23 protein-coding genes and 5 pseudogenes are annotated in these 26,603 nt (G+C 51.0%); 9 read left to right on the forward strand and 19 right to left on the reverse strand.

Features of this window, described 5'->3' with window-relative positions; translation table 11 throughout:
- The first annotated feature begins 2 nt into the window (after positions 1–2).
- From HV157_RS21375 to HV157_RS21385, 3 genes and pseudogenes are all read left to right on the forward strand, one after another.
- Positions 3–782 (forward strand): Hachiman antiphage defense system protein HamA, encoded by a 780-nt coding sequence (locus HV157_RS21375; protein ID WP_000248889.1) that lies wholly within the window; start codon positions 3–5, stop codon positions 780–782.
- Positions 766–4,299: a DEAD/DEAH box helicase gene (locus tag HV157_RS21380; RefSeq protein WP_182268922.1), complete on the forward strand. Its 3,534-nt coding sequence runs from the start codon at positions 766–768 to the stop codon at positions 4,297–4,299. The genes HV157_RS21375 and HV157_RS21380 overlap by 17 nt, the downstream gene beginning before the upstream one ends.
- Positions 4,300–4,428: 129 nt before the next feature.
- A pseudogene (locus HV157_RS21385) lies at positions 4,429–4,617 on the forward strand (IS3 family transposase); the annotation flags it as partial.
- A 261-nt stretch (positions 4,618–4,878) separates the two neighbouring features.
- On the opposite strand, the gene HV157_RS21390 reads toward HV157_RS21385, so the two are convergent.
- Together HV157_RS21390 and HV157_RS21395 are read right to left on the reverse strand one after the other, a co-directional pair.
- Entirely contained in the window at positions 4,879–5,175 is a 297-nt protein-coding gene (locus HV157_RS21390; RefSeq protein WP_001542733.1) for a helix-turn-helix transcriptional regulator, read from the reverse strand.
- 306 nt (positions 5,176–5,481) lie between these two features.
- Positions 5,482–6,042, reverse strand: coding sequence for a hypothetical protein (locus HV157_RS21395; RefSeq protein WP_004016094.1), 561 nt, complete (start codon positions 6,040–6,042; stop codon positions 5,482–5,484).
- 97 nt (positions 6,043–6,139) lie between these two features.
- Here HV157_RS21395 and HV157_RS21400 point away from each other — a divergent pair, with 97 nt between their 5' ends.
- On the forward strand, positions 6,140–6,472 hold the full coding sequence (locus HV157_RS21400) for a helix-turn-helix transcriptional regulator (protein ID WP_071598204.1): 333 nt from the start codon (positions 6,140–6,142) through the stop codon (positions 6,470–6,472).
- 173 nt (positions 6,473–6,645) lie between these two features.
- Here HV157_RS21400 and HV157_RS21405 read toward each other — a convergent pair whose 3' ends face one another.
- The 6 genes from HV157_RS21405 to HV157_RS21430 all read right to left on the reverse strand — a co-directional run bounded on the left by HV157_RS21405 (position 6,646) and on the right by HV157_RS21430 (position 13,453).
- Complete coding sequence (locus tag HV157_RS21405; RefSeq protein WP_001140767.1) at positions 6,646–7,149, reverse strand: hypothetical protein; 504 nt, start codon at positions 7,147–7,149, stop codon at positions 6,646–6,648.
- The gene (locus HV157_RS21410) at positions 7,142–9,445 is read right to left on the reverse strand and encodes a hypothetical protein (protein ID WP_001027461.1); all 2,304 of its coding nucleotides are present in this window, start codon (positions 9,443–9,445) and stop codon (positions 7,142–7,144) included. The genes HV157_RS21405 and HV157_RS21410 overlap by 8 nt, the downstream gene beginning before the upstream one ends.
- Before the next feature lie 144 nt (positions 9,446–9,589).
- The gene (locus HV157_RS21415; protein WP_001118645.1) at positions 9,590–10,513 is read right to left on the reverse strand and encodes an IS5 family transposase; all 924 of its coding nucleotides are present in this window, start codon (positions 10,511–10,513) and stop codon (positions 9,590–9,592) included.
- A 66-nt stretch (positions 10,514–10,579) separates the two neighbouring features.
- Complete coding sequence (locus HV157_RS21420) at positions 10,580–10,744, reverse strand: hypothetical protein (protein ID WP_182378534.1); 165 nt, start codon at positions 10,742–10,744, stop codon at positions 10,580–10,582.
- Positions 10,741–12,411 carry a hypothetical protein gene (locus HV157_RS21425; RefSeq protein WP_023300116.1) on the reverse strand — a complete coding sequence of 557 codons (1,671 nt, stop codon included), beginning with the start codon at positions 12,409–12,411 and terminating at the stop codon, positions 10,741–10,743. The genes HV157_RS21420 and HV157_RS21425 overlap by 4 nt, the downstream gene beginning before the upstream one ends.
- On the reverse strand, positions 12,374–13,453 hold the full coding sequence (locus HV157_RS21430) for a site-specific integrase (RefSeq protein ID WP_249420799.1): 1,080 nt from the start codon (positions 13,451–13,453) through the stop codon (positions 12,374–12,376). The genes HV157_RS21425 and HV157_RS21430 overlap by 38 nt, the downstream gene beginning before the upstream one ends.
- 715 nt (positions 13,454–14,168) lie before the next feature.
- On the opposite strand from HV157_RS21430, the gene HV157_RS21435 reads away from it, so the two are divergent.
- Both HV157_RS21435 and HV157_RS21440 read left to right on the forward strand, forming a co-directional pair.
- A complete protein-coding gene (locus HV157_RS21435) occupies positions 14,169–15,515 on the forward strand; it encodes an ISNCY family transposase (RefSeq protein WP_180246083.1) in 1,347 nt (448 codons plus the stop codon).
- A 48-nt stretch (positions 15,516–15,563) separates the two neighbouring features.
- Complete coding sequence (locus HV157_RS21440; protein ID WP_048268429.1) at positions 15,564–15,959, forward strand: helix-turn-helix domain-containing protein; 396 nt, start codon at positions 15,564–15,566, stop codon at positions 15,957–15,959.
- Between the two features lie 147 nt (positions 15,960–16,106).
- Here HV157_RS21440 and HV157_RS21445 read toward each other — a convergent pair.
- The 9 genes and pseudogenes from HV157_RS21445 to HV157_RS21480 all read right to left on the reverse strand — a co-directional run.
- Positions 16,107–17,272: pseudogene (locus HV157_RS21445) on the reverse strand (IS3 family transposase); the annotation flags it as partial.
- A gap of 176 nt (positions 17,273–17,448) precedes the next feature.
- The gene (locus HV157_RS21450; protein WP_004152113.1) at positions 17,449–18,411 is read right to left on the reverse strand and encodes a zinc metalloprotease HtpX; all 963 of its coding nucleotides are present in this window, start codon (positions 18,409–18,411) and stop codon (positions 17,449–17,451) included.
- Positions 18,398–18,886, reverse strand: a complete 489-nt coding sequence (locus HV157_RS21455; RefSeq protein ID WP_004152114.1) for a phosphate-starvation-inducible PsiE family protein — start codon at positions 18,884–18,886, stop codon at positions 18,398–18,400. The genes HV157_RS21450 and HV157_RS21455 overlap by 14 nt, the downstream gene beginning before the upstream one ends.
- Before the next feature lie 114 nt (positions 18,887–19,000).
- Positions 19,001–19,147, reverse strand: a pseudogene (locus HV157_RS26325) (diguanylate cyclase); the annotation flags it as partial.
- A gap of 237 nt (positions 19,148–19,384) precedes the next feature.
- Complete coding sequence (locus HV157_RS21460) at positions 19,385–19,582, reverse strand: hypothetical protein (RefSeq protein ID WP_004152115.1); 198 nt, start codon at positions 19,580–19,582, stop codon at positions 19,385–19,387.
- Positions 19,582–22,377: a heat shock survival AAA family ATPase ClpK gene (gene clpK, locus HV157_RS21465; RefSeq protein WP_052259227.1), complete on the reverse strand. Its 2,796-nt coding sequence runs from the start codon at positions 22,375–22,377 to the stop codon at positions 19,582–19,584. Before clpK ends, HV157_RS21460 begins: the two co-directional genes overlap by 1 nt.
- 105 nt (positions 22,378–22,482) lie before the next feature.
- A complete protein-coding gene (gene hsp20 / locus HV157_RS21470; RefSeq protein ID WP_000350436.1) occupies positions 22,483–23,052 on the reverse strand; it encodes a small heat shock protein sHSP20 in 570 nt (189 codons plus the stop codon).
- Positions 23,053–23,086: 34 nt separating this feature from the next.
- Positions 23,087–23,368: a helix-turn-helix domain-containing protein gene (locus HV157_RS21475; RefSeq protein WP_180246084.1), complete on the reverse strand. Its 282-nt coding sequence runs from the start codon at positions 23,366–23,368 to the stop codon at positions 23,087–23,089.
- Positions 23,369–23,611: 243 nt separating this feature from the next.
- Positions 23,612–23,875, reverse strand: a complete 264-nt coding sequence (locus HV157_RS21480; protein ID WP_015386469.1) for a hypothetical protein — start codon at positions 23,873–23,875, stop codon at positions 23,612–23,614.
- A 14-nt stretch (positions 23,876–23,889) separates the two neighbouring features.
- On the opposite strand from HV157_RS21480, the gene HV157_RS21485 reads away from it, so the two are divergent.
- From HV157_RS21485 to HV157_RS21495, 3 genes and pseudogenes are all read left to right on the forward strand, one after another.
- Positions 23,890–24,153: a transposase gene (locus HV157_RS21485; RefSeq protein ID WP_004118209.1), complete on the forward strand. Its 264-nt coding sequence runs from the start codon at positions 23,890–23,892 to the stop codon at positions 24,151–24,153.
- Positions 24,098–24,214: pseudogene (locus HV157_RS21490) on the forward strand (transposase domain-containing protein); the annotation flags it as partial. The gene HV157_RS21485 and the pseudogene HV157_RS21490, both read left to right, overlap by 56 nt.
- A gap of 184 nt (positions 24,215–24,398) precedes the next feature.
- A protein-coding gene (locus HV157_RS21495) for an IS1 family transposase (protein ID WP_232104776.1) occupies positions 24,399–25,096 on the forward strand; the annotation gives its coding sequence in 2 pieces (ribosomal slippage) (positions 24,399–24,648 and positions 24,648–25,096; 699 coding nt in all).
- Positions 25,097–25,110: 14 nt separating this feature from the next.
- Here HV157_RS21495 and HV157_RS21500 read toward each other — a convergent pair.
- Positions 25,111–25,251: pseudogene (locus HV157_RS21500) on the reverse strand (maltose acetyltransferase domain-containing protein); the annotation flags it as partial.
- Between the two features lie 65 nt (positions 25,252–25,316).
- On the reverse strand, positions 25,317–26,570 hold the full coding sequence (lacY, locus tag HV157_RS21505) for a lactose permease (RefSeq protein WP_003846917.1): 1,254 nt from the start codon (positions 26,568–26,570) through the stop codon (positions 25,317–25,319).
- Positions 26,571–26,603 lie beyond the last annotated feature (33 nt).

Consider the following 26,603-nt stretch of genomic DNA (forward strand, 5'->3'; position numbering starts at 1 on the left):
GTATGGTCCCGTTCTATGATTGGTGCGACTCGGCTGACATGCCATTAGGTAATCACCATGTTCGAGTCATGACGGGCCGGCCAGGAGATATTGCGACTGGCATTCAGATGACAGCTAGGGCTATCCCCGCCCACTACACTACAGAGGAGCGGATTGCCGCCGCGCTTGCGAAGTTAGGTAAGACAGCAGCTGCTCAAATGCTCAACGATCTCCTTCCGCAAACTGCGCATATTAGGTCGGGTGACCTTGGCGAGATCTATGCAACAGAATGGATTGATGCGTACAGCGGTTATCGAGCGCCTATCAAAAGACTGCGCTGGAAGGATCATCGAAATATGGCAATGCGCGGCGATGATGTCATCGGTATGCTTCTCGACGCTGAAACACAGCGACTCAGCTTCCTGAAAACAGAAGCTAAAAGCCGTATTAACCTGCGCGCTCAAACGCTTGAGGAGGCTCGGAGCGGCTTAGATAAGGATAGCGGCCTTCCCTCGTCGCATGCGTTATCTTTTATCTCGGCCAGACTTATGGAGATAGGCACCGATGCACCGCTCGTAGACGCAATCGACGAGGCACTCTACCGGCACGGTATCCCGCCCGAGAGCGTTAAACATCTACTCTTCACGTTTTCAGGTAACCCACCACAGACGCTCCTAACACAGGCGCTACAGGCCTATCCTGGCCCGATTGGACAATGGGGTGTCGGTTTGCATATCGACAACCATGCTGCTTTTGTCGGAGCCGTCTACGATCGAGTAATTGCCGATGCCAACAACCCCTGATGCTATCATTGCTGCTATAACGGACGCGGCGACGGTCGGCTTTCGCGGCAGGCTAATTGCACGAGGTCAGGCACGTGCAATGATCTGGCGTGACGGTGTTCTTCCTCCTGGTGCGCCGGATTTCTCGGCTCAACTCAGCTTCGATCTTCACAGTTACGCGTATGGTTTGCTTGGACTAGGTCTGCGCCTTTTAGAGTCAGATGGCGACCCGAATCAAGCACGGATCGCATTCGAACAGGCGGCGACAGCGCTTGAGTCGGTCATGGCCAACGGCAATCGCGAAGAAGCTGATCGCGATTTCCATTTTCTCCTTGCAGCTGCCAGTTATCACCTCGCGCACCTTTCTGCCCGGGCCTATTCCCTCCTCGCAATTGTGGCCGATGAAGCAAATTTCTCGCCGATCGAGCATGCGCTAACTCTGTTGATACGCCGAGATATCAATTCGCTGCGTACACGCGTATATACCTTTCGTCTCGATGGTCGTGGATCTGATGCGACCATTACGACATTCTTACAGCAGCATCTCACCGAGTCCATCGTTGCCGATGCGGCGGAACGAGATGGAAAGGACTTTCTTTTCGAAGGCCTGAATCTCGCACTGACAGATGTTTTCTTCGGTGCCTTTTCGATGTTCCTGCTCGCCCTAGATCGCGGTGAATATACTCTTCTCGAAAAAGCGATCGCCCAGCTTCGTGAAAACCTCGATATCTGCGGGGAGCTGAACCTTATACCGCAATGGTGGGTGCACCGGATTGCTATCCATCTGCTTAAAGATTTCTGGTCGAACACCTTCCACGAAAAAGTTCCGCTGCTTCCCGCTGGCGGCGTTGCCCCTTCGTGGCCTGTCCTTCGTGAACTCTTTATTGGCTTGCTCGCTCGACGCCCAAGGGCAGAGGTCGACTTGTGGCCGTCGCAGATTGAAGCGGCATCGCGAGCTGTCAACCAGACCGACAACCTCGTTGTTTCGTTGCCGACCAGCGCAGGTAAGACCCGCATCGCTGAATTGTCTATTCTGAGATGTTTAGCCGGTGGGAGGCGTGCCATTGTCGTGACCCCGCTTCGCGCTCTATCTGCGCAAACCGAAGCCACACTTCAGCGTACCTTCGGGCCACTCGGCAAGACCATTTCTGCCCTTTATGGCAGTATCGGAGTGTCCGGCTTCGACGAAGATGCCATCCGCGGGCGTGATATTGTTGTCGCAACCCCAGAGAAGCTCGATTTCGCCTTGAGGAACGATCCGTCACTGCTCGACGATGTGGGCTTGCTCGTTTTCGATGAGGGCCATATGATTGGTTCAGGTGAGCGCGAAGTTCGTTACGAGGTTCAGATTCAGCGCCTCTTACGTCGTAAGGACGCAGATCAACGCCGCATAGTCTGTCTATCGGCAATTCTTCCGGACGGAGATCAAATGGAAGACTTCTCGGCGTGGCTACGGCGCGATCAACCGGGAGGTCCCATTAAGAACGATTGGCGTCCGACGCGTTTGCGGTTCGGCGAGGTCACTTGGAATTCGCCGACAGCGCGCCTAAATCTTCGCGTTGGTGAGGAAAGGCCATTTGTGCCCAGATTTCTGACTGGTGCGGCACCGCCGCTGTTCGTACCACCGAAGAAGCGTCGCAACCGACTCTTTCCGGACAATCAGCAGGAGTTGAGCCTTGCAACCGCATGGCGTCTAGTCAGAGATGGTCAGACAGTGTTGATCTATTGCCCAGAGCGTCGCAGCGTCGAACCATTTGCCAAGGTCATCGTTGACTTGCACTCGCGCGGTGCACTCGAGTCTTTGCTAACAGTCGAATTGACCACTTTGCAGATCGCTATAGCACTCGGTGAGGAATGGCTTGGGACAGACAGCTATATTCTGAAATGCCTTCGGCTTGGTGTGGCTCTTCACCATGGTGCCTTGCCGACAGCTTATCGCAAGGAAATCGAGCGCCTTCTGCGAGAAGGTATACTCAAGGTCACGATCTCATCGCCGACTCTGGCGCAGGGACTCAATCTCTCGGCGACAGCGGTCGTCATGCACTCGCTCTACCGGCACGGTGAAATGATCAAGGTTTCGGAATTCAAGAATGTCATCGGCCGAGCAGGCCGTGCTTATATTGATGTAGAAGGCCTTGTTCTCTATCCCATCTTTGAAGATGTGAATAACAGGAAGCACAACAAATGGGTCAATCTGATAGAAGACCACGGTGCTCGTGAGATGGAAAGCGGGCTCATCCAGCTCATCTTCTCGCTGCTGAGCCGCATGCACTCTCACATTGGCGGTGATCTCGACCATTTGATCGACTATGTTGTCAATAATGCTGCTGCGTGGGTCTTCCCAGAGGTTGCCGGTGAAAAGGTTGATGAGCGAGAGCAGGCGCTGAAAGAGTGGGATCGCCATATGGCGACACTAGATACCGCCATTCTCAGTCTCATTGGTGAGGCCGATGTACCCGATGACCAGATCGAGACCGCTCTCGACAGTATTCTCCAATCTTCACTCTGGCAACGCCGCCTGCTGCGTGTTAACGACGAATCACGGGCTGCCTATCGCACCGCGCTGTTTACTCGGAGCCGTTATATCTGGGCGAATTCGACTGCCGTCACACGGCGTGGTTATTTTCTGGCTGGGCTTGGCCTTGAAGCTGGACGTGCGCTGGATGCAATTGCACCGGAGGCGAACAATCTGCTCATGCAAGCTAATGCAGCCTTGGTTGTATCAGATCATGAGGCTGCAATCACTGCGATCACAGATATCGCCGAACGCGTGTTCACCTTTTATCCGTTTGAACCAGACACGCTCCCGGCGAATTGGCGTGAAATCCTCAGAGGTTGGCTGCTTGGGCATCCGTTGGCAATGATGATCGCCGGAGAGGAGGTAGACGCATTGCAATTTATTGAGGGCGGTCTGGGCTATCGTCTTCCTTGGGCTATGGAGGCGTTGCGGGTACGTGCCGCCGCCAACGGTGATACCGTTGGCATGCCAGCACTAGCGTTGGAAGATTATGAACTCGGCCTTGCTGTTCCAGCTGTCGAAACGGGGACGATGAACCGCTCAGCCTCAATACTGATCCAGGCGGGTTTTAATTCACGACAGGCGGCCATCAAAGCCGTCACCGATACGGCTGCTAACTTCACGAACGGGGCGGAATTGCGCGATTGGTTGCGTTCACCTGGTCTCGCTGTCTATTCGGCACAACCAAACTGGCCAACGGCCGAAGCTCGGACTATATGGCTCGAATTCATCCAGGAATTTGCTCCGTCAGACAACCTTTCTTGGGCGCGGCGAGATTATCTTGGAAACGTCAATTGGTTCGATGTTCCGGTGCCTTCCGGAACTCCAGTCGGTCTCTTTCATTGGAACGGACAACCGCTAGTGCTTGCACCAGATGGGCACGCGATTGGTCTGCTACAACACCCTCTTAACCTTAATCGGCGAGGACTTGTGCGAGCGACGGTCGCTATGAATAACGGCCAGATCAATCTGAGCTATCTCGGCCCTGATGATTTGTGGGTAGTTGCGAAGCCACATTAAGATATACTGCTATAAAGGAATTAGCTGGGGATCCCTGTGGTAGATCACTGTTTTCACCATATGTTCAAACACGTTAGGATTTAAATTTTAAACCACGCCACCCATAACCGCGCTATCATGCCATTTTGCGGCAACTGCTGGGATAATGCGGTGGCCGAATCGTTCTTCAGTTCGCTGAAAAAAGAACGGTTCAGGAAACACATATATATAACATGTGATATGGCCCGGGAGTATATCTTCGATTACATTGAAATGTTCTACAACTGGGCCCGACGCCACAGTCATCTCGGCGGCGTCAGTCCTGAGGCCTTCGAATAGGCCTCGTCGTGAAGACACAATTTATCTACGGGCGTGGGGGTAGCCCAATGGACCGAGAATTCTGAATACTGACGTGGCGGATAACAGCCATGTGGCGTTCCTTCGAAATTCACGAAAGTTGCATTTACATCGAAGTTACAGGAATTATGACACACACTTTCTGATTTAAATGTGATGCAATAGGTATCAAGGTTTGATTGAAGAAACATTTAGATGAGGTCCTAAAGCTTCTTCACCCATCGTTTTGCATACGCGCAACTATCACCAATCTTCACTCCTTGCCGGTAAATCAAACTCTTTTTCTACAAATTTTGAAGTTCTTGCATCCGTTAAAATAGGCGCAGAATTAAGGGACATCTCCACTCCTAAAATATTTAACACTTTGTAGAGTCGCTGAAAACTTGCCTTTGAAGGATTTGCCTCAAGACGAGCGTAAGTCTGCTGAGTCACACCCAATCTGGCAGATAATTCTCTTTGAGTTAATCCTTTCGATTTACGAAAACCAATTAAAAGCGGGCGTAACTGACTGAGAAGTTTAACTGGAAATGCAGTATCCATAAGTAGGTGACCATGTTGATTAGTTTAAAATATGTTCAATAATTGTAAAAAAACAGCCTGTAGGGAGTTTTTTTACTTTACAGCTTATAAGGTGTAATGATGAACTCGTTGTTTAATGAGTAGCAGTGCAGATTGAAAGGTTGCATATGGGGTCGGCTGGGATTATATTTATTACGGACTAGCATATAGTGGTACGTGCTGTTAATGATCATTTTTATGATGATTTATCAGTGCATGAGATGGAGAGGGCAAGGCTTTGCCCTCTCTTCTTCATGGTTCCATTTAGCTTCAAATAGTTATAAACACTCATTGCTTTATCGAAACAGATTCATTAACGATACTAATTAATGTGTTTATTTTTTCATTTATCTTAATGTGTTTTTTTTCTTGTTCAAAGGAAAGTTTCCTAAATTCATCCTCTCTACTCGGCACAGCAATGATTAATTCTTCATAAATCTCCTTTGCTCCTGTTACTTTTGCCAACTCACTGCTGTATTTTTCAATAAGAGACTCTATTTTAATGTTTACGTTGCTGTTTTCATTGCTGGTTGCATTTGAAACAAGTTGACAAGAAGAACTTGATGTTGCCTCAATTAAATCCACACTTTCTATTGCAACATTAAATTCAGATGTTCTTGAGTATGAATATTGATATACGCCTACTTTTCGTACTTTACTTAATAATCCATTTCTAACCAGACGTTGAATCTGGTTATAAGTAAAAGCTTTTGCCTTAAAAAAAGTTTTTTGAAATGAAAATCGCTCGATAAGAATTTTCGCTACATCGTTACTGGTGAAGTTATCCTTCCCAATATAAATGATTGCAGAAAATATGTACGACTCAGGGTTGGTTACTCGACTATTCATAGGGCTAAAACAAGGCTGTTAACTTAGGATTGCTAAGTATACAACAATGGCAGATACTTAGACAATCTAAGCATTCGAGGCCAATGAAGATGAATCAGTGTCTGAAAAAAATCCGATACCAGAACGACTTAAGGAAGCGAGATGCAGGGCGGGTTTATCACAGCGCTCACTGGGCCTCCTTGTTGGGTTTGATCCCGCTTCGGCTAGCAGTCGTATGAATCATTATGAGAAAGGGCGGCATGTCCCCGATATTGATACGCTTCGACGGATGGCGTCAGAGTTAAACGTGCCGTTAAACTACTTTTTTTGTGATGATCAGACCACAGCAGAACTTGCATTACTCATATCCCGGATGACAGAGGAAGAGCGAAGTAATCTTATCGAAGCACTCAAAACGTCTTCAGGTGTAAAACATGGTGGTAACAACTGATGTTCTACAAAAGGCTATTGATCTTTTAGAAGGTAATAAAGTGCAGCATTAAACTGGTGTAAAGAGCCAAATCGCCATTAGAATGGAAGACTCCCTTCGACATAAAGGACATAGAAGAGGGAGTATTGATAATTAGCGCGCTAATTTTACGAATAGAGTAGGGCGTTTACTCATTAGCTCATTCTTGAATTTCTTTTGCGCTCAGCAAGTTCTCGAATGAGATCGTCTGCAAGCATGTCCTCAACTTTGATAGGAGTTGCGTTGTCGATATACTCAATGATGTCGGCGAGCGCCAGTACATTTCGTTCATATTTAGCTTTCAATGCTATAATTTCAGCATCAAGACGATTTGCCTTACTTATATAAGCAGCGCCGGTTCGCCCCATAGCCAATTTAGCCTTTTCATCTGTTGTCAACTCTCGTTTACCATCTTCATAGTTGTTATGCTGACGAAGCCTGTAATTATTGATGATAATTTTTCGAGAGGTGAGGGTACTAATGCCACCTTTAACTATTCCTTTGGCTTTAAGACGGGCATGTAACGTGGATGGCTGAATTGGGGATTTTTCCAGTCCCTCTTGCACCATGGCTTGTAGCTCGGCTTTGATGTAAGCATCAAGTTCCTTACCCTGAATGACTTTATCGTCTGCATTGCGACTGCGTGGGGTCTTAGCCATTATTATTTCTCTCTATACGTTTCTGTTCAATAAAGAAAAGATCAGCTAGGGTTTTTGGGGTTTTGCCAATTAGCATTTGTTTATTAATTCGCTCAATAACTTTATATAATGGGTTGTTCAGATCATCAGAAAACAGGGAAACCAGTTTTTTCTCGCCTTGAACCTTTATAGCATCAGCTTCAAGAGCCTCGAGCACGATGAGAGCTTCTTCCTGTTCTTTTAAAGCCAGCATGAAGCCTGGATTCACTATAGTCAACTTACGGAGTTGAATGATTTCTTTTCGCTTGTTTGATAAACGTCGTGATGCTTCTTCCGCTTCGCCAAGACGACCTGTAAGAGTGAAGTAGCCACAAGGTAGACCAGACTGACACTTAAGCGCATGAGGACAACCCCAGCGAGCTACATCTCTCGTACAGGCTCCAAATCCAAGAGGATGCAGTTTTGCATGGCGTTGAAGCAGTGATTTCGCCTTATCAGCCAAATTTTGTTGTACTAACTTGTCATGTGCACGTTTTAGTTCAGGCAGAAACTTATCGGACATTGTGCCAGTTATATAGTCCACAACCTCAGCAGTTGTTTCACCAAAAGTCTGCATGTTCTGCTTCAGATTATGCTCGGTATTGAGCTCAGGATTTATCATTAGTGAGGTTGTTAATTTAACGTTTCCAACACCTGTGTTTTTTACCGTCTTGGAAGACCGTGATAGAGCTGCCATTCTGCGGCTAACCTCAGTTCTGGGGGAGGGTAGGTTGACCGGAATGCAGGGCTTCTGCTGCGTAGTAAAGAGTGATAGCTGGAAACTCTTCGTGAGAGCTTGATTGTTCTCATCATAAGCCTTTTCCAGCATATTGATTGCTAGAGAAGCGGTCTGATAGGACTGTGATTCGGCCTGATGCTGATAGTGTTTATTCTGGGTGATATCAACACGCCCCATTAGGATGGCCTGAATATGATCCGTCACTCCAGCGATTGCCAAGAATGTATTTATGTTATGTCTCGGTACATGCTTTTTGATAATGACACGGGACCCATCATCTTCAAAAAGATTAAAGTGATCAAAGATAGATTTTCGGTTTTGTGTTCCGCCTAACCAAGCTTCTATTGAGTTTTCATCAAGTGGAAAAATATGTTGCAATGAAACAAAATCTTTACCAATTCCAAATGCACCTTCCGGCATGATGAACATCAGGTCTTCATAATTGAAGTGTTCCCAGTCACCATTGTTTTTGGCTGAAATTATGCACTGGTGCCCAGGCTCAAAGTTTTTTGCTTGAGCGTAACGCTGATAGACATAATCATTCAACTGTTCTTTAGTGAAGTACCAGCTGTTCTTCTGTTTATGAACGGGTATTACCTTAGGTTTATGTCCGCTAAAGTTCGCAATGGAATTCCGAATACTCTTTCCAAGATCATTCCTGGAGCCACCAGAACCACTAAACATGATGTCTTCAAGATAATTTTGCTCAATCCATTCATCAGGAAAATCAGCGATCTTACCTGGGAGCATATTAGTGAAATTAGAATCTCTGAAGCCCTGAATCGTTTTACGGAACCCAGAGGTCAATTCTCGAACAGATTTATAAATCATCTCAACGACAGAATAAGTGCTTGGCGCCAGCCAATGGATCCGCCATCCAGCCTTTTTTGCACCAAGATACTCAATACCCAACCTGTAAGTAGGCCAGTCTTGATCTATTGCGTGCTGACGTTTATCTTTATCCGTAATTTCTCGCTTAACCAAAGAAGTCATTTTCAGCAACATTATTTCCTGGAAACGGAAACCGCAAATAATTGTGAGTAACAACATATTGTAAAAGATACGCTGATAACTATTCTCAGCTAAAGCGATCAACTCAATAACACACATAAATGCACGGATTGATATGAGTCTTTCATCATCAGTTTGATCAGGGGTGGCTTCTTGCGCTTTCTTCCTTTCTTTAGTGCTGTTAGAACCATTTCGATAAGGATACTTATTTTTGACTTCAATATTAACTAAGAAAAGATCATATTGACGTAGTAAAGCAATGGCCTTTACTGCAATATCGCAATAGTCACTGACATTATCAGGACTGTCAGAATTCTCATGATGCCGCTCCATCGCTGCATGAATAATATCGGAAGTCAGGTACATTGGATGCGTTTGACCTGTTTTATTTACCATTTCCCAATACCAGCGCTTCATGACCTGTAATGGTTTGTCTAGTGTAGAACCTGATGGTAATCCGCCAATGATACACACCAGATGCATGTGATAAGCTCGCATAAAATCCTGAAATTCCGAAGAAATATTCATTTGTGAGAGCCCCTTAATACGACTAGAAACTTCGTCCCACTTAAAGCCGCGATCTTTTGTTTCTTTAAGCCATGCAACACCTTTCTCACGGCTTTGTTGAATAAATAAGATTTCTTGCGAACGACCCTGTAGCTGGCTGGATTTTCAGGCAATACGCACGCTTTCTGGCATCCCAGCCTTTGTCATCCTGTTCAACGCACGCACCATGGCCATAGCTTCCGCTACCTGACCATCGTAGTCACGCAGCGTCAGTGAATCTCCCAACAACTGCTTCATTCTGTACATTGCCGTTTCCGCTATCGAGCGACGGTTATATTCCGTTGTCCATTTCCACCGTGCATTGCTTCCGCTCAGCCGCTGATTAGCAACGGCACGGTTGCGGTCTGCGTACTCACCGGGCCAGTAACCTGCTCCTTTTCGGGGAGGAATAAGCGCGCTGATTTTTTTGCGGCGCAGTTCATCGTGACAGAGCCGGGTATCGTAAGCCCCGTCTGCCGCGGCTGCCCTGATTTTTCTGTGAGTCTGCCGGATAAGGCCCGGGAAGGCTTCTGAGTCCGTGACGTTATTCAGCGACAGGTCTGCACAGACAACTTCATGTGTGTTGCTGTCAACAGCAAGATGCAACTTTCGCCAGATACGACGGCGCTCTTTGCCGTGCTTTCTGACTTTCCATTCGCCTTCACCAAAGACCTTCAGCCCGGTGGAATCAATCACCAGGTGTGCGATTTCACCCCGGGTGGACGTTTTGAAACTGACATTAACCGACTTTGCCCGCTTACTGACACTGGTGTAATCCGGGCAGCGCAACGGAACGTTCATCAGGGCAAAAATGGAATCAATAAAACCCTGCGCAGCCCGCAGGGTCAGCCGGAATACGCGTTTAATCACCAGAACGGTGGTGATGGCGAGATCAGAATAGCGCTGGGGCCTTCCTCGTGATGAAGGCGTTGCCGACTCATACCAGGCCTGAATCGCCTCATCATCCAGCCAGAAAGTGAGGGAGCCACGGTTGATGAGAGCTTTGTTGTAGGTGGACCAGTTGGTGATTCTGAACTTTTGCTTTGCCACGGAATGGTCTGTGTTGTCGGGAGGATGCGTGATCTGATCCTTCAACTCAGCAAAAGTTCGATTTATTCAACAAAGCCCTTTCTCACCAAAACGCCAGGAACCGGCATTCCACTCCAGTTGTCCAACAGCATTGTAGGCAACAAGACGCTCTTCAAATTTTGCTTTATATTTCTCTATATAAATAAGAAGATTATCCGCCTGTTTATTACGTATTGTTATTTGTGTAGTCATCGATTAAATAGTCCTCCGGCCTTTGCCATTTCAATGCGAGCCATAACCTGATTTACATGCTCTTTCCGCCGCACTAATTCCTTGAGAAGTGGATGATTTAAAATGCCAGCATCATCGGCAACATCACGAACATTTTGGATTTCATCATTCAGCGAAAGAAATACTTTTTTGTGGTTTCCATCTATAAATGGTTTGAAATACAGGCAACCGTAACATCCACGACCCTGTGCAAAGGGGCAAATGTCTTCTTCATAATTACATCCACCGAGATGGTAATGAAGTTGCCCACCAATTGACCCTGCAACATTGCGACCTTCCCATTCGCTGCTGTGAACTAAATTCCCAGTCAACATGAGTGCCATCATGTTCTTAAACACAGGGTTGCGACCCAAAGCTGCCTCACGAATATCAGCCAGCTCAGGGGTGGCTGCAATGTATCGATCTGCAACAACATAAGAGGATTGTCCCAATATATAAGCTATCTCAGGAGCACTGGCACCACTCATTGCCATTGAGTGACCAACGTTGTGACGAAAGAGGCTTGCGGTATATACAGGTAGTTGATAATCATCGTTTTTTACTGCCTCCTGAATCTCTTGTGGTGAAAATCTGAAAAGCATTTTCTTTAATGACGCTTCCACCATCTTCATTGAAGATACTATGATGGAAAATATCGGGTCGGTATCACCAATTCCAACTAGGTACTTATACAGTAAGATTAACTTTCCAAGTTCTTCCGGAATTGCAACTCGAACTCGATCGATAGTTAGTTTTGACTTTTTGGCATATGGCACAAGTACTGAATAACGCATCCCGTACTTATTCTCGGTATCAACGATAAAATCGCCTCCGGAAAGTTTACCGATCTGTACAGGTCTGGCCCCAATGTAATAAACTATGCCAATAATAATGCAGTCCCGTAATGTATCAATTTTAATGGTTTTCCTTACAGTTTCCAGATGAATGTTTTTATTTTCTTCAACATCAATTTTTGGACATAGCTTAGATGCCCAACGTTGAATGCCATTTTCTATCATTAGGCATACTTCTTCTGGTATAACGAGGTCTAGGTTTTGGTAGCGAGCCCAGTTATTGTTCCTAGGGCGTGGCACTTCCAGCAATAGATCTTCCAGCTCATCACTGTCATCCTTACTTTCGAAGAATCCATTACGATCAAGTTTTCGTAATGCATAGAGGGTGTAATAGAACTGACTGCTGTCTGAGTGATTTCGCTCAGTCTTCGCAACTAGCATTTGCATTTTTTCAATAAGGCTTTCGCGAGTGATAACCTCAATTTGTTTGAAAGTTGTTGCGACAAACTGAGCAAATTTATCAGCAACACTTGCCGAGTTCTCATTAATGTACGCGATCGTTAAGTATTTCAAGAGCTTGAGTGAAACTGGTGATAAATCACAAAAGTATTTACCAGTAGAGAATAATATAGCCAAATTATTACCTGAGAATCTGTAACGCCAATCATCATGTAGATATAAATATCGGTCATCAAATTCTGTTGCACTTATTAAAAACAATCGTTTAGGGAGCTGAATATTTTCAATCCATTCAAGCTGTTCTTTTGTAAAGTGAAGGGGATGGGTTTTAAAAAAACCACCCCCGGTGATACCGCTCTCAGTTGAATAGATCTTTGAATGTGAAGTCTTCGTCATAAACATTATCTTCTAGCAAGTTGGAGGTTTTTCTTTGCGAAATGTTTGTTTCTGGGGAAGCTAAATGCATATCTGAATGTTTCGTACGCTTATAGTTGCTCTGGTTACTCACCACTTCAATAAACCGCTTGGCATATCTTAATGGAACTTTACTGGTCAGTGACCAGCCGCCTAAAGCACGAAGTTGTTCAATAGCTGGTTCAAGTACTCCATTCATCCTTGCTCGAATACCATAGTCTTGCGCCAGTATTAGTGATTCACTCAGGAGACTATTGTAAATAAACTCAAGAGTGATATTAGCCCAAGTATGCCGCCCAACGTGTGGTGTTATATTAACCATATTATTAATATTTTTATTACTTTTCGTACGATAATGAGGGAATAGGGCAATGAATGCCGGATCAATTTTTTCCTTATAAAATGTTCGAATTGCATCGTAAGTTAATGGAGTTAACCTACCTGAGCCTTTAATAAAAACAAACTCATGGTCAACAATTTTTTTCTCTTCAAATAATGGGGACCGATATTGCTCCATATAAATGGTAAACATAATGAAGTCATCTTCGGTTAGTTCGATTTGTCGCTGTGAATGCTCAGTCTTGAGTGAAGGTTGTTGTTTCCTTGGGTCAACTACATCATCTCGTAGATTTTGTACAATCAGGATGAAACGAATGTTACCTCGTGAGTCTGGAAGGGTTGGCCCCACGCAATCCTTCATCAACAATTGAACTTCACCAACACGTAAGCCATAGTTAAACATTAACCGGTGAATAAGGTAGTTACGGTATTGTTGAAATCCTGAATCGAATGGGTTTTGGGGATTAACCACGGCCGTGAATAGTTCGCCGGTCTCGATATCTGAAAATTCAGGAGTGGAGGGGATTAACATGTTCGTTAGTTCGACACTTTGCTGGCTGGTGATACTTTTGTATCGGTGAGCTGGTTCGTTCCTGGATACTTCAACTCTATTGAAGACCTTAATTCTGGCAGCGAGATCTCTATGGTTCGCCTGGTTAATCTGGTGAGCTTCAGTAGGTGACATATCTTGGTATGCCAGATTCATATATCTATAGTTGAGATACTTAAGGAATCGGCCAACGTTTCTGACGTGGTTACCATAGGTGGACTTGTTGGTTCTGGAGAGTGCCGAATGTAAAAACCCGTTAGAGATTATGTCGGTCTCGTCACTCAGGTGCTGCTTCCCGAGCAGATAAGTAAAGAAGCCATCAAGCTCCCTGATAAAACAGGAGATATTGTAGCCAGACCGATAGAAATCGTAGTCAAATGTTTGTTTATGCTTCTTATAGTAATAGACGTAAAAGAAACGCAGCGAACACAAAATGTTTTCTTGAGTCCCTAGGCTTTTCTTGCTCAGTTCATTCATTCCATAAATTGTGGCGAACATGACCGGTAGGGTAGTCACATCATCAACTATGAGATGAGTTCTCTGGTTGTTCCTCGATAAATGTAAGATGGTATATGCCATGAACTTAGCGGATGCCCCGTAATTTTTGTGTTATGAAGTCATCGTAAGTCCACAACTAAACTTTGGCAACTGACTGATTCATCGGTAAGTTCCTGAAAGAGAGGGACTCATGAACTTAAGAGCAAACCCACCATATTTAACATAATCTTTGTTATGCGCACCTGTATTGTCAGCACAAAGCGTTATTGTCGTCTCAGCACAATTCACACGCGTCGTGTACGCTAAGCCTTCATTTTGCTCAGCACAGGACCGCGATCTTATGTTGGTGACTATGACAGACAAAGAACTTTACCGGCTTGGCATCATTCAGCGAGTATTTGACCGGGCTTTGCTTCAGCGCGACGCAGCAGACATACTTAAGCTCAGTGTTCGTCAGGTGCAGCGTCTTGTGCGTCTGTACCGGACAGATGGAGCAACCGCATTTGCATCTTCCCGCCGTGGACGTCCTGCAAACAACCGGATCGATGAAGAAACACGCTGTAAAGCCCTGGATTTGATCCGGTGCCACTATTCAGATTTTGGCCCAACGCTCGCAACCGAAAAACTGGCTGAACGCCATCATATTTATCTCTCCGTTGAAACCATCCGTAACTGGATGACAGCCGACGGTCTCTGGCGTCCTCATTCCCGCCGGCGAACCCGGGTTTACCAGCCGCGCTATCGTCGCGACTGTCTCGGCGAACTGGTTCAGATCGATGGCTCTCACCATGACTGGTTCGAAGGCAGAGCCCCAAAATGCTGTGTTCTGGTCTTCATGGATGACGCCACCGGTCGCCTGATGCACCTGCGATTCTGTGATTCAGAAAACGCGTTTGACTACATGATGGCTACCCGGCAATACATTGATAAACATGGTAAACCTGTCGCATTTTACAGCGACAAGCATGCGGTGTTCAGGGTCAGCGGACCCGAAAGCCGACGTACCGGCACAACCCAGTTCGGACGGGCTCTCCGGGAACTGGCGATCGAATTGATTTGTGCCAACAGCAGCCAGGCAAAAGGTCGCGTGGAACGGGTAAATAAAACGCTCCAGGATCGCCTGATTAAAGAGATGCGACTGCAGAACATCAGCTCGGTTGCTGAAGCCAATCAGTGGATTGAACATTTCATGTCTGATTTTAACCGTCGTTTCTACCGGCCGGCAAAATACCCTAAAGATCTGCACCGTGCGGTCACACAGAGTCCACTGGAGCTGAATGATATCTTCGCCTGGCAGGAGCTGCGGACCTTATCGAAAGCACTGACTTTTCAGTATGATAAAGTGATGTATATCATTGAACCCACCGAACAAAATACGCGCATAGCAGGTGAAAAAATTACCGTTTATGATTACCCTGACGGAAGCATTACTTTCCGGCATCAGCACCGGCCACTGGGTTATAAGATTTTCGATAAACTGACCTGCGTTGATCAGGGGGCGGTTGTTGATAACAAACGACTGGGTGCCGTTCTGAGGCTGGCACAGCAGAAACAGGAAGAGCTGGAGGCTGAAGGAAAGCGAATGCGCAGTACAAAAATGCCCCGCAGGCGCGCTCAGGAACGTGCACTGGAAGAGCTCAGGGCGATCAACCCGGTGCTGGCCAGTCCGCAGGATTTTATCCCCAGCCTGAAGCGATAAGCCCTTCCCTCACCTGCGGATCTGATATGGCCGACAGATGAGAGAAAAATGGACGACAACAAACCAGTGCTCCTGACACTTCACGAAGCGCTACGCCTGGATTTGATTGAAGCCTATATGGCGGGGGAAATTACGCTGGCAGAAGTGGCTGAGTCCATGGAGCTCACCCGTCGTCAGTGCTCCCGCCTGATTAAACGCTACCGCGAGCTGGGGTCAGCCGGTCTGGTCAGCCGGCGTCGTGGAAAGCCAGGCAATCATCAGTTAAACACCACCATCAGAGATCAGGCACTGCAGCTTATTCGCTCACGCGGCCGGGATATGAATCCGTCAGCCATCTGGCGAATTCTGACCACAGAATACGGTGTCCGGATTTCAAAAGAGACCGTACGTAAACTGATGATAGCCGAGAAAACCTGGCAACCACGTTCTTCCTCCAAAGCCTGACTCAACCTTAAAAAGGCATTGTCCAGACTCTCCACTGACGTCAGGTCAGCTTTGTTTTCAGCACGACATTTCAACATTGGCTAGACATGTATTGTCAGCACAAAGCGTTATTGTCGTCTCAGGGGCTGCGGATGTTTTCCTGGACTGTTATGTTGTGATCCCAAGATGCTGCCGGTACTTCACAGGACTCATTGCACCTAATGATAGCTTGATACGTTTCTCGTTATACCAGCGTATGTACCTGTCCAGGAAGCAGATAAATTTTTCCAGCCTGATACCCGCCCAGTCTCTGCCATAGAACATTTCGTTTTTGATACGCCCGAAGAAGCCTTCACACGCAGCATTATCCGACGAGCATCCTTTGCGCGACATGGACCTTATAAGTCCGGAGGTGTTGATACGCTCGAGCCAGCCCGGCCACCGGTAATGGCCACCACGATCGCTGTGTATCACTGGTTTATCATGTTCGTTGAGCGTATCGAGTGCGTCATCGAGCATCGTATTCACCAGCGTCGCGTCCGGGCGTGTTCCTATCGACCAGCTTACAACCAGGCCATCAAAGCAGTCGATAACCGGCGACAGATAGACTTTTCCAGCCGGAAGCTGGAACTCCGTAATATCGGTCAGCCACTTCTCATTTGGCCTGCAGGAACTAAAATCCCGGGCGAGTAAATTTTCCGGTGCCGGGCCGATTTCGCCACAGTAAGAGTTGTATCGTCGTCGCCTGGTGCGCTTAACAACGAGCTGCTCTTCTGCCATCAGTCTGCGGACAACCTTTTCAGAAATAACCCTGTTGTTACCGCGAAGCATCGCGTGAAGGCGCCGATAGCCGTAACAGCGGTAATTCTCCTCAAAGATATCGGCCATGATCACGCGTATTTCCGCATACTTATCGTACAGACGTTTTGGTAAAAATAACAGCTGCGGGCAAGTTGCAGAACGCTTAGCAACTCAGCAACGGGGTACTTTTTCTTAAGGGCATCAACTATCAGGGTTTTCTCCCTGTTTTTCAGTTTCAGAAAGCTGACGCCCAGATCTTTTTTTATCAGTTCATTCGCCTTTGTCAGTATGTCACGTTCGAGCTGCAGCTGATGAATCTGCTTCCTGAGATGCTGGATTTCACCGAGTAAAGCATCCTGATTTTTATCCTGAGGGGCTGACTTTCGTTTGCGCATGGATTGATAAGCCTCGTCACTGATAAGGTCTTTCTTCCATTTGTACAGGACCGGGACGCTGACGCCTATGCTTTGTGCAACTTTACGCGCGGTTCCACGTCGGTTACAGAGCTCCCGGACGGCCTGAGACCTCTCTTCCGGGCTGAAGCATTTGTTTCGTGGGGACTGAACCAGGCTTCGATGGCGGGCAGGAACTGCCACAGCAGCATGAGTGCGGCGATGCAGCCAGTGATGACGAGCCAGCGCCGGATGAATCGATCCGGCGCCGGGCGGCTGTAGGGGTCGGGTAGGTCACGTCATTCTCCATGTTGAAATCAGCGCCAAAGGCCGCCAGTGCGCCAGCGTGGCGGACGTGGTGATACGGTCACTTCGGGGTCGAAACGGGCCGATGGAAACGGCGGCATCGCGGGCGGCGGAGCAAGTTCCAGCAAGCGCTCAATGCGTTCAGCCGTCGCTGGATGCGTGCGCAACCAGGAGGGTTCCGGATTGCCCCATCCGGGCAGCAGCCAGGCGCGCCAGGAGCGGCTCACCCGCTCGATCTTGGCGAGCGCTGAGGCCAGCCCGTGCGGGTCGCCGGTCAATTCGGCAGCGAGCCGGTCGGCGTCGAATTCGCGCACCCTGGACAAGCCCAACTGAGCCAGCAAGGCCAGCTGTGGCGCGACCGCAAGTAGAAGCAACGCGGGCCAATTGACTTCCGTGACTCCAAGCAATAGCGTTGGCAAGCTGAGCACGATCGCAAGCTGCCCCAACAAGGCCAGAAGATGGGTGAGCCGGCTGATGGAATCGGCCAAGCCCATGACACGCAAATCCTCGTTCGCAATATGCGCGATTTCGTGGCCGAGCACGCCGGTCAACTCGCGGGGCGTGAGGCTACGCAGCAGGCCGTCGGTCAGCGCGATGGCCGCGTGATGCTTCGAACCGGTGGCGAAGGCGTTGACGACCCCGCTGGGCACGTAGTGCGGTACCGGCACGGTAGGCAGCCCGGCCCGCGCCGCCAGTTCGCGCAACACAGCCCAAAGATCGGGCGCTTCATCCGGGTGCAGGGGGCGTGCGCCATACAGCCGCAAGGTCAGCCCGGAGGCGGCCGCCGGTTCAAGCAGCAGGGTGAACCCCGCAGCCGCAAGCGCCAGCCAAAGCCCGCCGTCACCCAACAGCAGGCTGCCAGCGACGGCGGCAATTCCGAGCAGGGTCAGCACCAACAGCACGGTTTGCAGGCGATTGTGCCAGCGATGCCGCGCGCCGACATTCTGCGCGTGGCGCAGATCACGACTGATCATCTGAGCTTTCCCCGGCTGTCCGGTCATCGCGCTCGCGCAGCAGCCAGTAAGTCGCCCCGAGGGCCAGTGTCGCGCCTGCAAGCGCCGCGACCTTGGCGGGGCCGGTCTCCGGGTCGAGGATCACGAATTTACGCGCCAGGGCGATCAGCCCGATCAGGATCACCGTCTTGACCTGGATGATGCTGTCGCGCCGCAAGGCCACCCTCACGATGGAATGCTTGAACTCCATGGCAATGAGCAGCGTCATGATCATGCCGAACACAGTCTGGAAGACCTTGTGATCGAGCGGATTGAATGCATCAATGATCAGCAGGCTGAAGACGATCGAGATCAGCTGCAGCAGCGAGACCACGATGATAACGGCAATGATTGCGGACAGCGCGAGCGCGATCACCTGTTCAAAGCGCTCGTAGAACGTCATCACTGCCCATTGGGCGCGAAATGTTTTGATCGGGTCTGCTTGCTTTTCCTTCATCGCCACTCCTCTCAATTCTGAAATACTTGTGCGCCCACAACTTGGTTGCACCCTCGTCTTTTTTGCCTGGTAGAGCGCGCTGTCCGCCTGCAGCATCACCTGCTCGACAGAGTGCAAACGGGGGTCAAGGAGAGCCACCCCCATGCTGGCGCTATAGCTGATCGACACCTCTCCACACACCACCGCTGTCGCCGCAGTGTCCTGACGAAATCGCTCCGCCCATACTTGGGCGCCTTCTATCGATACCGCTTCCAACAACACAGCGAATTCCTCCCCCCAATCCGGGCAGCCATGTCGGTTGCGCGAACATGTTCCCTCAACCGTGAAGCAAAGGGGTCGGTGATCACCATACGCAGCAACTGCTGCTCTATTTCCTTGCGAGAAGAGATGTCGAACAGAGTACCGACTATCAGTTGCCTGCCCGCGTCACCCAGCCATGGGCCTTGTTCCTCGAAAGTCGAGTTGCCAGAGGATCAGGTGAACAGATGGGCCGCGCCGTCACGCGAACGGATGGCCAGCGAGCGGGAGGGCAGTGCCGCCGCTGATGAGCAGTCCCCACGGCGTGGCCGACTGCTCATCACGCTTGTAGACGCCCGCGTGACCTGCGGCCACGACCGCCACCGCGATCGAGGCCAGGGAGGCTGCCCATGCCAGTGCCAGGCCGATGGGGTCGGACACGGCAGCCTCGCCCGCCATCAAGATGCGTCGCTCGCCTTCGCGGCATCCGGCTGCTCCGGCTCGGCCGGGGTCTGCGGTGGCTCTTTGCGTTCGAACACCACGCGTTCGGCCTTGTCGTCCCAGCGTGCGCTGGCGTGATCGCCCTTGCCGATACCGCCGCCGAGCATCTCGCGCGCCAGCGCAGTTTCCAGCTCGCTGCGGATCAGGCGCTTGAGTTCACGCGCACCGAACTCGGGCTTGTAGCCTTCTTCCGCGAAATGGTCGATCAGCGTCTGATCGAAAGTGAGCGTCACGCCCTGGCTGGCGGCGCTGCGCGCCACGCGATCGAGCTGCAGGCCGACGATGTGGCGGATCTCCTCCTTGCCCAGCGCATGGAAGACGATGATCTCGTCGATGCGGTTGAGGAACTCGGGCCGGAAATGGCCGCGCAGCACGTCCATGACTCCGGCCTTGGTCTTTTCGTACTCCTCGCCGGCCGCCCCGCGCGCCTTCAGCCGTCGCTGGATGATGTCCGAACCCAGGTTGGACGTGGCGATGATGATGGTGTTGGTGAAATCCACCACCCGGCCCTTGCCGTCGGTGAGGCGACCGTCGTCGAACACTTGCAGCAGGATGTTGTATACGTCAGGGTGTGCCTTCTCGATCTCGTCGAGCAGCAGCACGCTGTAGGGCTTGCGCCGCACCTTCTCGGTGAGCTGACCGCCTTCGTCGTAACCGACATAGCCCGGAGGCGCGCCCACCAATCGCGCCACGGTATGGCGTTCGCCATATTCCGACATGTCGATGCGCAACAGGGCGTGCTCATCGCCGTAGATCGATTCGGCCAATGCCTTGGCGAGCTCGGTCTTGCCCACCCCGGTCGGGCCCAGAAACAGGAAGGTAGCCACCGGTTTGCTGCCTTCACGCAGGCCGGCGCGGGACAGCCGCACGGCATCGGCCACGGCACGGACCGCCTCGTCTTGTCCCACCAGGCGCTCGTGCAGCCGTTGTTCCAAGTGCAGCAGCTTTTCGCGCTCTTCCACCGTCAACTCGTTGACCGGGATGCCGGTCAGGCGCGAGACGATCTGCGCCACGTGTTCCGCCTTGACCTCGGCACTGCCGGAGGCCCGCTCCCGCTCCCAGTCCTCGACGAGCTTCTTGAGCTCGGCCTCCTTGGCTTCGATGCGCTTCCCGAGCTCGGCGGCCTGGTCGTACTGCTTGCGCGCGGCCACGTAATCCTGTTCACGCCGCAGCTGGTGCAGTTCGGACTCCAGCTCCTGCACGGCCACCGGCCGGGCCGTGGCCGACAGCTTCACGCGCGCGGCCGCCTGGTCGAGCAGGTCGATCGCCTTGTCCGGCAGGAAGCGCGCCGTGATGTAGCGGTCGGACAACTCGGCCGCCGCGATGATCGCGTCCTCGGAGATGCTGACCTTGTGGTGCGCCTCGAAGGTGTCGCGCAGGCCGCGCAGAATCATGATGGCCTGGGCCACCGTCGGCTCGGGCACCGTCACCGGCTGGAAGCGCCGCTCCAGTGCAGCATCCTTCTCGATGTATTTCTGGTACTCGTTCAGCGTCGTGGCGCCGATCAGGTTGAGTTCACCGCGCGCCATCATCGGTTTGAACACGTTGGCCACGTCCAGCCCGCCTTCGCCACCGCCCTGGCCGGCACCGACGATGGTGTGCACCTCGTCGATGAACAAAATCAGCTCGCCCTGGTGCTCGGTCACCTCCTTCAGCACCTTCTGCACGCGCTCCTCGAACTCGCCGCGATATTTGGCGCCGGCCACCATGGCGTTGATGTTGAGTTCCACCAGGCGCTTGTCGCGCAAGGTCTCGGGCACTTCACCCGCCACCATGCGCTGCGCCAGCCCTTCGACGATGGCGGTCTTGCCCACACCCGGCTCGCCGATCAGCACCGGGTTGTTCTTCTTGCGCCGGGCCAGCACCTCGATGGTGGTTTCGATCTCCTGCGCGCGGCCGATCACCGGGTCGAGCTTGCCGTCGCGCGCCATCTTGGTCAGGTCGCGCGAGTACTTGTCGAGTTCTGGCGTGTTGGTCGGCGTCTCAGCGCGGCCATCCTCGGCGCCCTTGCCGACCACCTTGCTGACCTGTTGGCGCAGCGCCTGCGGCGTCAGGCCGTAGCGGCGCAGCAGGTTGGCGGCCAGCCCTTCGCCTTCCTCGGCCAGACCGATCAGGAAATGCTCTGGACCGACATAAGAATGGCCGAGTTCATTGGAGGCCACGAAGGCGCGGCTGAGCGCATCCTTCACGCGCGGCGACACGCCGATCTCGCCCTCGAAGGGCTTGTCCCCGCGCTTGGCCTCAGACTCGATCTGCCGCTTGAGGTCATCGACCTTGATCTTGAACTGACCCAGGATGGTCTTGACCACGTCGCTGTCGGCCAGCGCCAGCAGCAGATGTTCGGTATCCACCTCGGAGCGGCCAAATTCGGCAGCGTGTTTGGCGGCCTCCTGCAACAAGGCTTCCGACTGTTCGCTGATGCGGCTGGCCAGCCCACTGCCGCGACGGCGCGGCGCACCCGAACCTGCGGTGGCGGGCTCGCCAAACGAGGCATCGACCACGTCATCGGTATCGGCGGCAACTGGCGTCGCGTCTTCGCCGATGCGGAAGAAGTCACTGCCGAGGAAGTCCTCGAACAGGCCGCTGCGCGAGCCGAACAAGGCTTCCAGCGGCGAAATGGTGCGCTTTTGCTGGCGCACTAATTGCCGGTAATGGTCGTCGCACAACAGCATGGTGCTGTTACGACCGTTGAGATTGGCTTCCACCCGCACGGTGGCGGGTTGGCCGCAGACCTGGCATTGTTTTCTGGCCATGCTGATGCTCCTGAGAAGGTTGACAAGGTTGAGGAGACGAGGCATCGCGAGCCGCGACTCCTCGTCTCGTGCCGGGTTTTTCTTGTGACGAACGAGCCGGCGACGTCAGCCGTTGATCGGGATCGAGCGTCCCTGCTTCGGCGCGCTGACCTCGCGCTTGTCGATCGTGACCGTGAGCACCCCGTTCTTGAACGATGCCTTGATCGAATCCTGGTTGGCGTCGTCAGGCAGGTTCAAGGCACGCTGAAAGCTGCCGTAGGAGCGCTCCACACGGTGGAAGCCACCTTCCTTCTTCTCCTGTTCCTGGCGCTTCTCGCCACGCACCATCAGCACGTCGTTGTCGAGAGTTATCTGGATGTCCTTCTCCTCGACACCGGGCACTTCCAGGGTAATCTTGTACTGCTTGTCGGTTTCCTGGATGTCCAGGGCCGGCTTCAGCATGCCCGACCAATCGGATGGCCACTGCGGCATGTTCAACGCCGGAAAACCGAAGCCCCGGAATGCGTCATCGAACAGCCGGTCGATTTCCCGATGCAGTTGCAGGATCGGGCTGACTGGCCCGCTCGCCGCTGGCAGGTCATTGCGCTGCACCGGCAGGGAAGAGGCGGTCTGCTGCTCTTGCTGCTCGTTCTTGAACCAGTTCCAGGGAGCCAACTTCTTGAAATCGATGTCCATGTCATACCTCCAGAAAAATTGGAAAACGAGTTACTCAAGCCCTTTGCCTGCTGTGACGGGCAGTGCGCCCAGGCGACACGGGCTGCTCGGATGACTTCTGCTGTTCACGCTTGCGCATCACCTCCTTCTTTGCTGCGGCTCGGGTCTGATCATTGATCCACTGATCGATTTCACTTTGAGGAAACCGCCACGTCCCGCACACCTTGAAAGCCGGAATTTCCCCGTGCGCGGCGAGCCGATAAAGCGTCCGCTTGCCGACTTTCAAGTACGCAGCCAATTCATCGAGCGTGAAAATCACCTGTAGGTGCGCTTTCATCCCTGTAGGTGCGCTTTCATCTCACCCTCTCCAATCGCGTCGCTTTGCGGTTCCGGCCAAGGAAATCCTTGTAATACTTTGTAAGATATTACGCTTACCATGACAGCCTTCAAGAGTCAATGTACAGCGTTCTCCCGCCCCATTGATGCAGGTCAACTGCTCAGGCAAGGCGCAGCGGGGCGGTCTGATCAGGCAATGGACAGCGCCTGGCTCGTCAGCCTGCGTGTACCACAGGCGCCTCGATCAAACACCGATCCTCACGTTGTAGCCGAGTGCCCGCAGCCCCTTGCTCGTCTGCATGTTCCTTGACGGAAACTCGTCTGGGCGCGCCCAGACGACGATTTCCCCGAGGCTGCTCAGGCTAACGTGCGGAATTGCCCAGTCGTCGCTGCGGATCGCGTTCCAGAGTCGGGCCGAAACACTTCCGTTGCCCCAGACAACGTAGTTCAACAGTATCCGTCCGGCCAACACACCTTCCCGACACCGCCGCCGAAGGCCATGGCCCATCAAGCGGATTTTCCATGCGCCCTCAGCGCCGTACCTACAGCAAATCTTTCAAGGCTCAGGTCATTCAGGAGTGTTCTGAACCCGGTGCCTCCATCGCAAACATCGCCTTGGGCTACAGCCTCAATGCCAACCTCGATCACAAATGGATTCGGCTGCCTACCCAGAAAACCACGGCTATCCAGCCAGCGTTCATCCCGTTGCCTTCTCAAATGCTCGGCGTGGGTTCGCATACTCAAGCGCGCTGCTGCGATCATGAGTTTGATCCAGTCGGCCCGTAATAATGGGCACGATCCGTATGCCTATCTCAAGGATGTGCTGACACGGTTGCCGTCCCTGTAACAGCCTGAAGTTGACCTGGGTAATCAAATACCGGTGTAGTGATTAGGAAACAGGGCTCGGATAACATCATGGCGCAGGTCACCCTGATCTTGACCCTCCATCTCCGAACAGCTTTTGTATCTTAAGTTAACGATGTCCGCTGCCGGTATTCCCTCGGGGAGTGATATCCCAGCGCGCTGTGCGGGTGGCTTCCATTTCCATCAGATGTCCTTCCTGCTCCGCTACTGAAGGCGTGGTGCGTAACGGCAAAAGCACTGCCGGACATCAGCGCTATCTCTGCTCTCACTGCCGTAAAACATGGCAGCTCCAGTTCACTTACACCGCCTCTCAGCCCGGTACACACCAGAAAATCATTGATATGGCCATGAATGGCGTTGGATGCCGGGCAACCGCCCGCATTATGGGCGTTGGCCTCAACACGATTTTACGTCACTTAAAAAACTCAGACCGCAGTCGGTAACCTCACGCATACAACCGGGCAGTGACGTCATTGTTTGCGCGGAAATGGACGAACAGTGGGGTTATGTCGGCGCTAAATCACGCCAGCGCTGGTTGTTTTACGCGTATGACAGGATACGGAGGACGGTTGTGGCGCACGTATTCGGTGAACGCACGTTGTCCACGCTGGAGCGTCTTCCGGGCCTGCTGTCGGCCTTTGAGGTCGTGGTATGGATGACGGATGGCTGGCCGCTTTATGAATCACGCCTGAAGGGAAAGCTGCACGTTATCAGCAAGCGTTACACTCAGCGCATTGAGCGACATAACCTGAATCTGAGACAACATCTGGCAAGGCTGGGACGGAAGTCACTGTCGTTCTCAAAATCGGTGGAGCTGCATGACAAAGTCATTGGGCATTATCTGAACATAAAACACTATCAATAAGTTGGAGTCATTACCCTTTTTTCAACTTCTGATGGATGCGAGTGATTGAACTCATACATTAATGTTTTCCCACGAAGTCTTTTTTCAGGTAAGCCTTCGCACATATCGGTAAATAGCTTGCCTGCTTTTATTTTTTCTGTCATCGACATGTTCATTTTTAACATTCCGTCCTGATAAGTTGGTCGGATAAGGCGCTCGCGCCGTATCCGACATTAATTTCTTAAGCGACTTCATTCACCTGGCGACGCAGCAGAGAAAGTGGGCCGGGGCCGCTAAGCGTGAACACGGAAATTAAGGTGAAGCCCAGCGCCACCAGACCCAGCACCAGGTAAGCGCCCTGGAAACCGATGCTTTCATACATATTGCCCGCCAGAATAGACATAAAAATCATCGCCAGTTGCTTAAAGAAGCAGAAACAGACCAGATAAATCGTCGCTGAAAAACGCACTTCAAACTGGCTGGTAATATATTTAAAGCAGCCCACCAGCAGGAACGGTACTTCAAACATATGCAGCGTTTTCAGAATAACCACTTCCAGTGCTGAGGTAGCGAACGATGAGCCAATAATACGTACTGACATAATAGTGCCAGCCAGCAGCAGGGCGTTTTTCCCACCGATGCGATTAATGATCAGTGGCGCAAAAAACATAATCGAGGCGTTAAGTAATTCGCCCATTGTCGTTACGTAGCCAAATACCCGCGTACCCTGTTCACCGGTAGCAAAGAACGAAGTAAAGAAATTAGCAAACTGTTGGTCAAAAACATCGTAGGTGCAGGAAACGCCAATAACATACAGTGACAAAAACCACAGTTTTGGCTGTCTGAACAGTTCCAGCGCCAGCTTAAGGCTAAATGCCGAATGGTTGGCACCTACCGCATTGGCAACCGTGGCAGAAGAGGGCGCATCCGTTTTGGCGAAAAAGAGTAAAACGGCGAGGATGAATGCACAGCCAGAACCCAGCCAGAAAACAAACTGATTATTGATGGTGAACATGATGCCGACAATCGAGGCACACAGCGCCCAGCCAACACAGCCAAACATCCGCGCGCGACCATATTCGAAATTACTGCGACGGCTGACTTTCTCGATAAATGCCTCTACTGCTGGCGCACCGGCGTTAAAACAAAAGCCTAGATAAATACCACCAACAATCGATCCTACTAAAATGTTGTATTGTAACAGTGGCCCGAAGATAAAAATAAAGAACGGCGCAAACATCACTAACATGCCGGTAATAATCCACAGCAGGTATTTGCGCAGCCCGAGTTTGTCAGAAAGCAGACCAAACAGCGGTTGGAATAATAGCGAGAACAGAGAAATAGCGGCAAAAATAATACCCGTATCACTTTTGCTGATATGGTTGATGTCATGTAGCCAAATCGGGAAAAACGGGAAGTAGGCTCCCATGATAAAAAAGTAAAAGAAAAAGAATAAACCGAACATCCAAAAGTTTGTGTTTTTTAAATAGTACATAATGGATTTCCTTACGCGAAATACGGGCAGACA

It is taken from the genome of Enterobacter sp. RHBSTW-00318 (assembly GCF_014101375.1).
Classification (GTDB): Bacteria; Pseudomonadota; Gammaproteobacteria; order Enterobacterales; family Enterobacteriaceae; genus Enterobacter; species Enterobacter ludwigii.

What these genes read in the sequence shown, in the direction of transcription:
- HV157_RS21390 (WP_001542733.1), bottom strand. Translation starts at nt 5,175, where the DNA reads ATGGATACTGCATTTCCAGTTAAACTTCTCAGTCAGTTACGCCCGCTT.
- HV157_RS21410 (WP_001027461.1), bottom strand. Translation starts at nt 9,445, where the DNA reads ATGAATATTTCTTCGGAATTTCAGGATTTTATGCGAGCTTATCACATG.
- HV157_RS21435 (WP_180246083.1), top strand. Translation starts at nt 14,169, where the DNA reads ATGACAGACAAAGAACTTTACCGGCTTGGCATCATTCAGCGAGTATTT.
- HV157_RS21475 (WP_180246084.1), bottom strand. Translation starts at nt 23,368, where the DNA reads ATGAAAGCGCACCTACAGGTGATTTTCACGCTCGATGAATTGGCTGCG.
- HV157_RS21425 (WP_023300116.1), bottom strand. Translation starts at nt 12,411, where the DNA reads ATGACGAAGACTTCACATTCAAAGATCTATTCAACTGAGAGCGGTATC.
- hsp20 (WP_000350436.1), bottom strand. Translation starts at nt 23,052, where the DNA reads ATGGACATCGATTTCAAGAAGTTGGCTCCCTGGAACTGGTTCAAGAAC.
- HV157_RS21460 (WP_004152115.1), bottom strand. Translation starts at nt 19,582, where the DNA reads ATGGCGGGCGAGGCTGCCGTGTCCGACCCCATCGGCCTGGCACTGGCA.
- HV157_RS21395 (WP_004016094.1), bottom strand. Translation starts at nt 6,042, where the DNA reads ATGAATAGTCGAGTAACCAACCCTGAGTCGTACATATTTTCTGCAATC.
- HV157_RS21480 (WP_015386469.1), bottom strand. Translation starts at nt 23,875, where the DNA reads ATGGGCCATGGCCTTCGGCGGCGGTGTCGGGAAGGTGTGTTGGCCGGA.
- HV157_RS21405 (WP_001140767.1), bottom strand. Translation starts at nt 7,149, where the DNA reads ATGGCTAAGACCCCACGCAGTCGCAATGCAGACGATAAAGTCATTCAG.
- clpK (WP_052259227.1), bottom strand. Translation starts at nt 22,377, where the DNA reads ATGGCCAGAAAACAATGCCAGGTCTGCGGCCAACCCGCCACCGTGCGG.
- HV157_RS21450 (WP_004152113.1), bottom strand. Translation starts at nt 18,411, where the DNA reads ATGATCAGTCGTGATCTGCGCCACGCGCAGAATGTCGGCGCGCGGCAT.
- HV157_RS21485 (WP_004118209.1), top strand. Translation starts at nt 23,890, where the DNA reads ATGCGCCCTCAGCGCCGTACCTACAGCAAATCTTTCAAGGCTCAGGTC.
- HV157_RS21380 (WP_182268922.1), top strand. Translation starts at nt 766, where the DNA reads ATGCCAACAACCCCTGATGCTATCATTGCTGCTATAACGGACGCGGCG.
- lacY (WP_003846917.1), bottom strand. Translation starts at nt 26,570, where the DNA reads ATGTACTATTTAAAAAACACAAACTTTTGGATGTTCGGTTTATTCTTT.
- HV157_RS21455 (WP_004152114.1), bottom strand. Translation starts at nt 18,886, where the DNA reads ATGAAGGAAAAGCAAGCAGACCCGATCAAAACATTTCGCGCCCAATGG.
- HV157_RS21430 (WP_249420799.1), bottom strand. Translation starts at nt 13,453, where the DNA reads ATGTCACCTACTGAAGCTCACCAGATTAACCAGGCGAACCATAGAGAT.
- HV157_RS21440 (WP_048268429.1), top strand. Translation starts at nt 15,564, where the DNA reads ATGGACGACAACAAACCAGTGCTCCTGACACTTCACGAAGCGCTACGC.
- HV157_RS21375 (WP_000248889.1), top strand. Translation starts at nt 3, where the DNA reads ATGGTCCCGTTCTATGATTGGTGCGACTCGGCTGACATGCCATTAGGT.
- HV157_RS21420 (WP_182378534.1), bottom strand. Translation starts at nt 10,744, where the DNA reads ATGACTACACAAATAACAATACGTAATAAACAGGCGGATAATCTTCTT.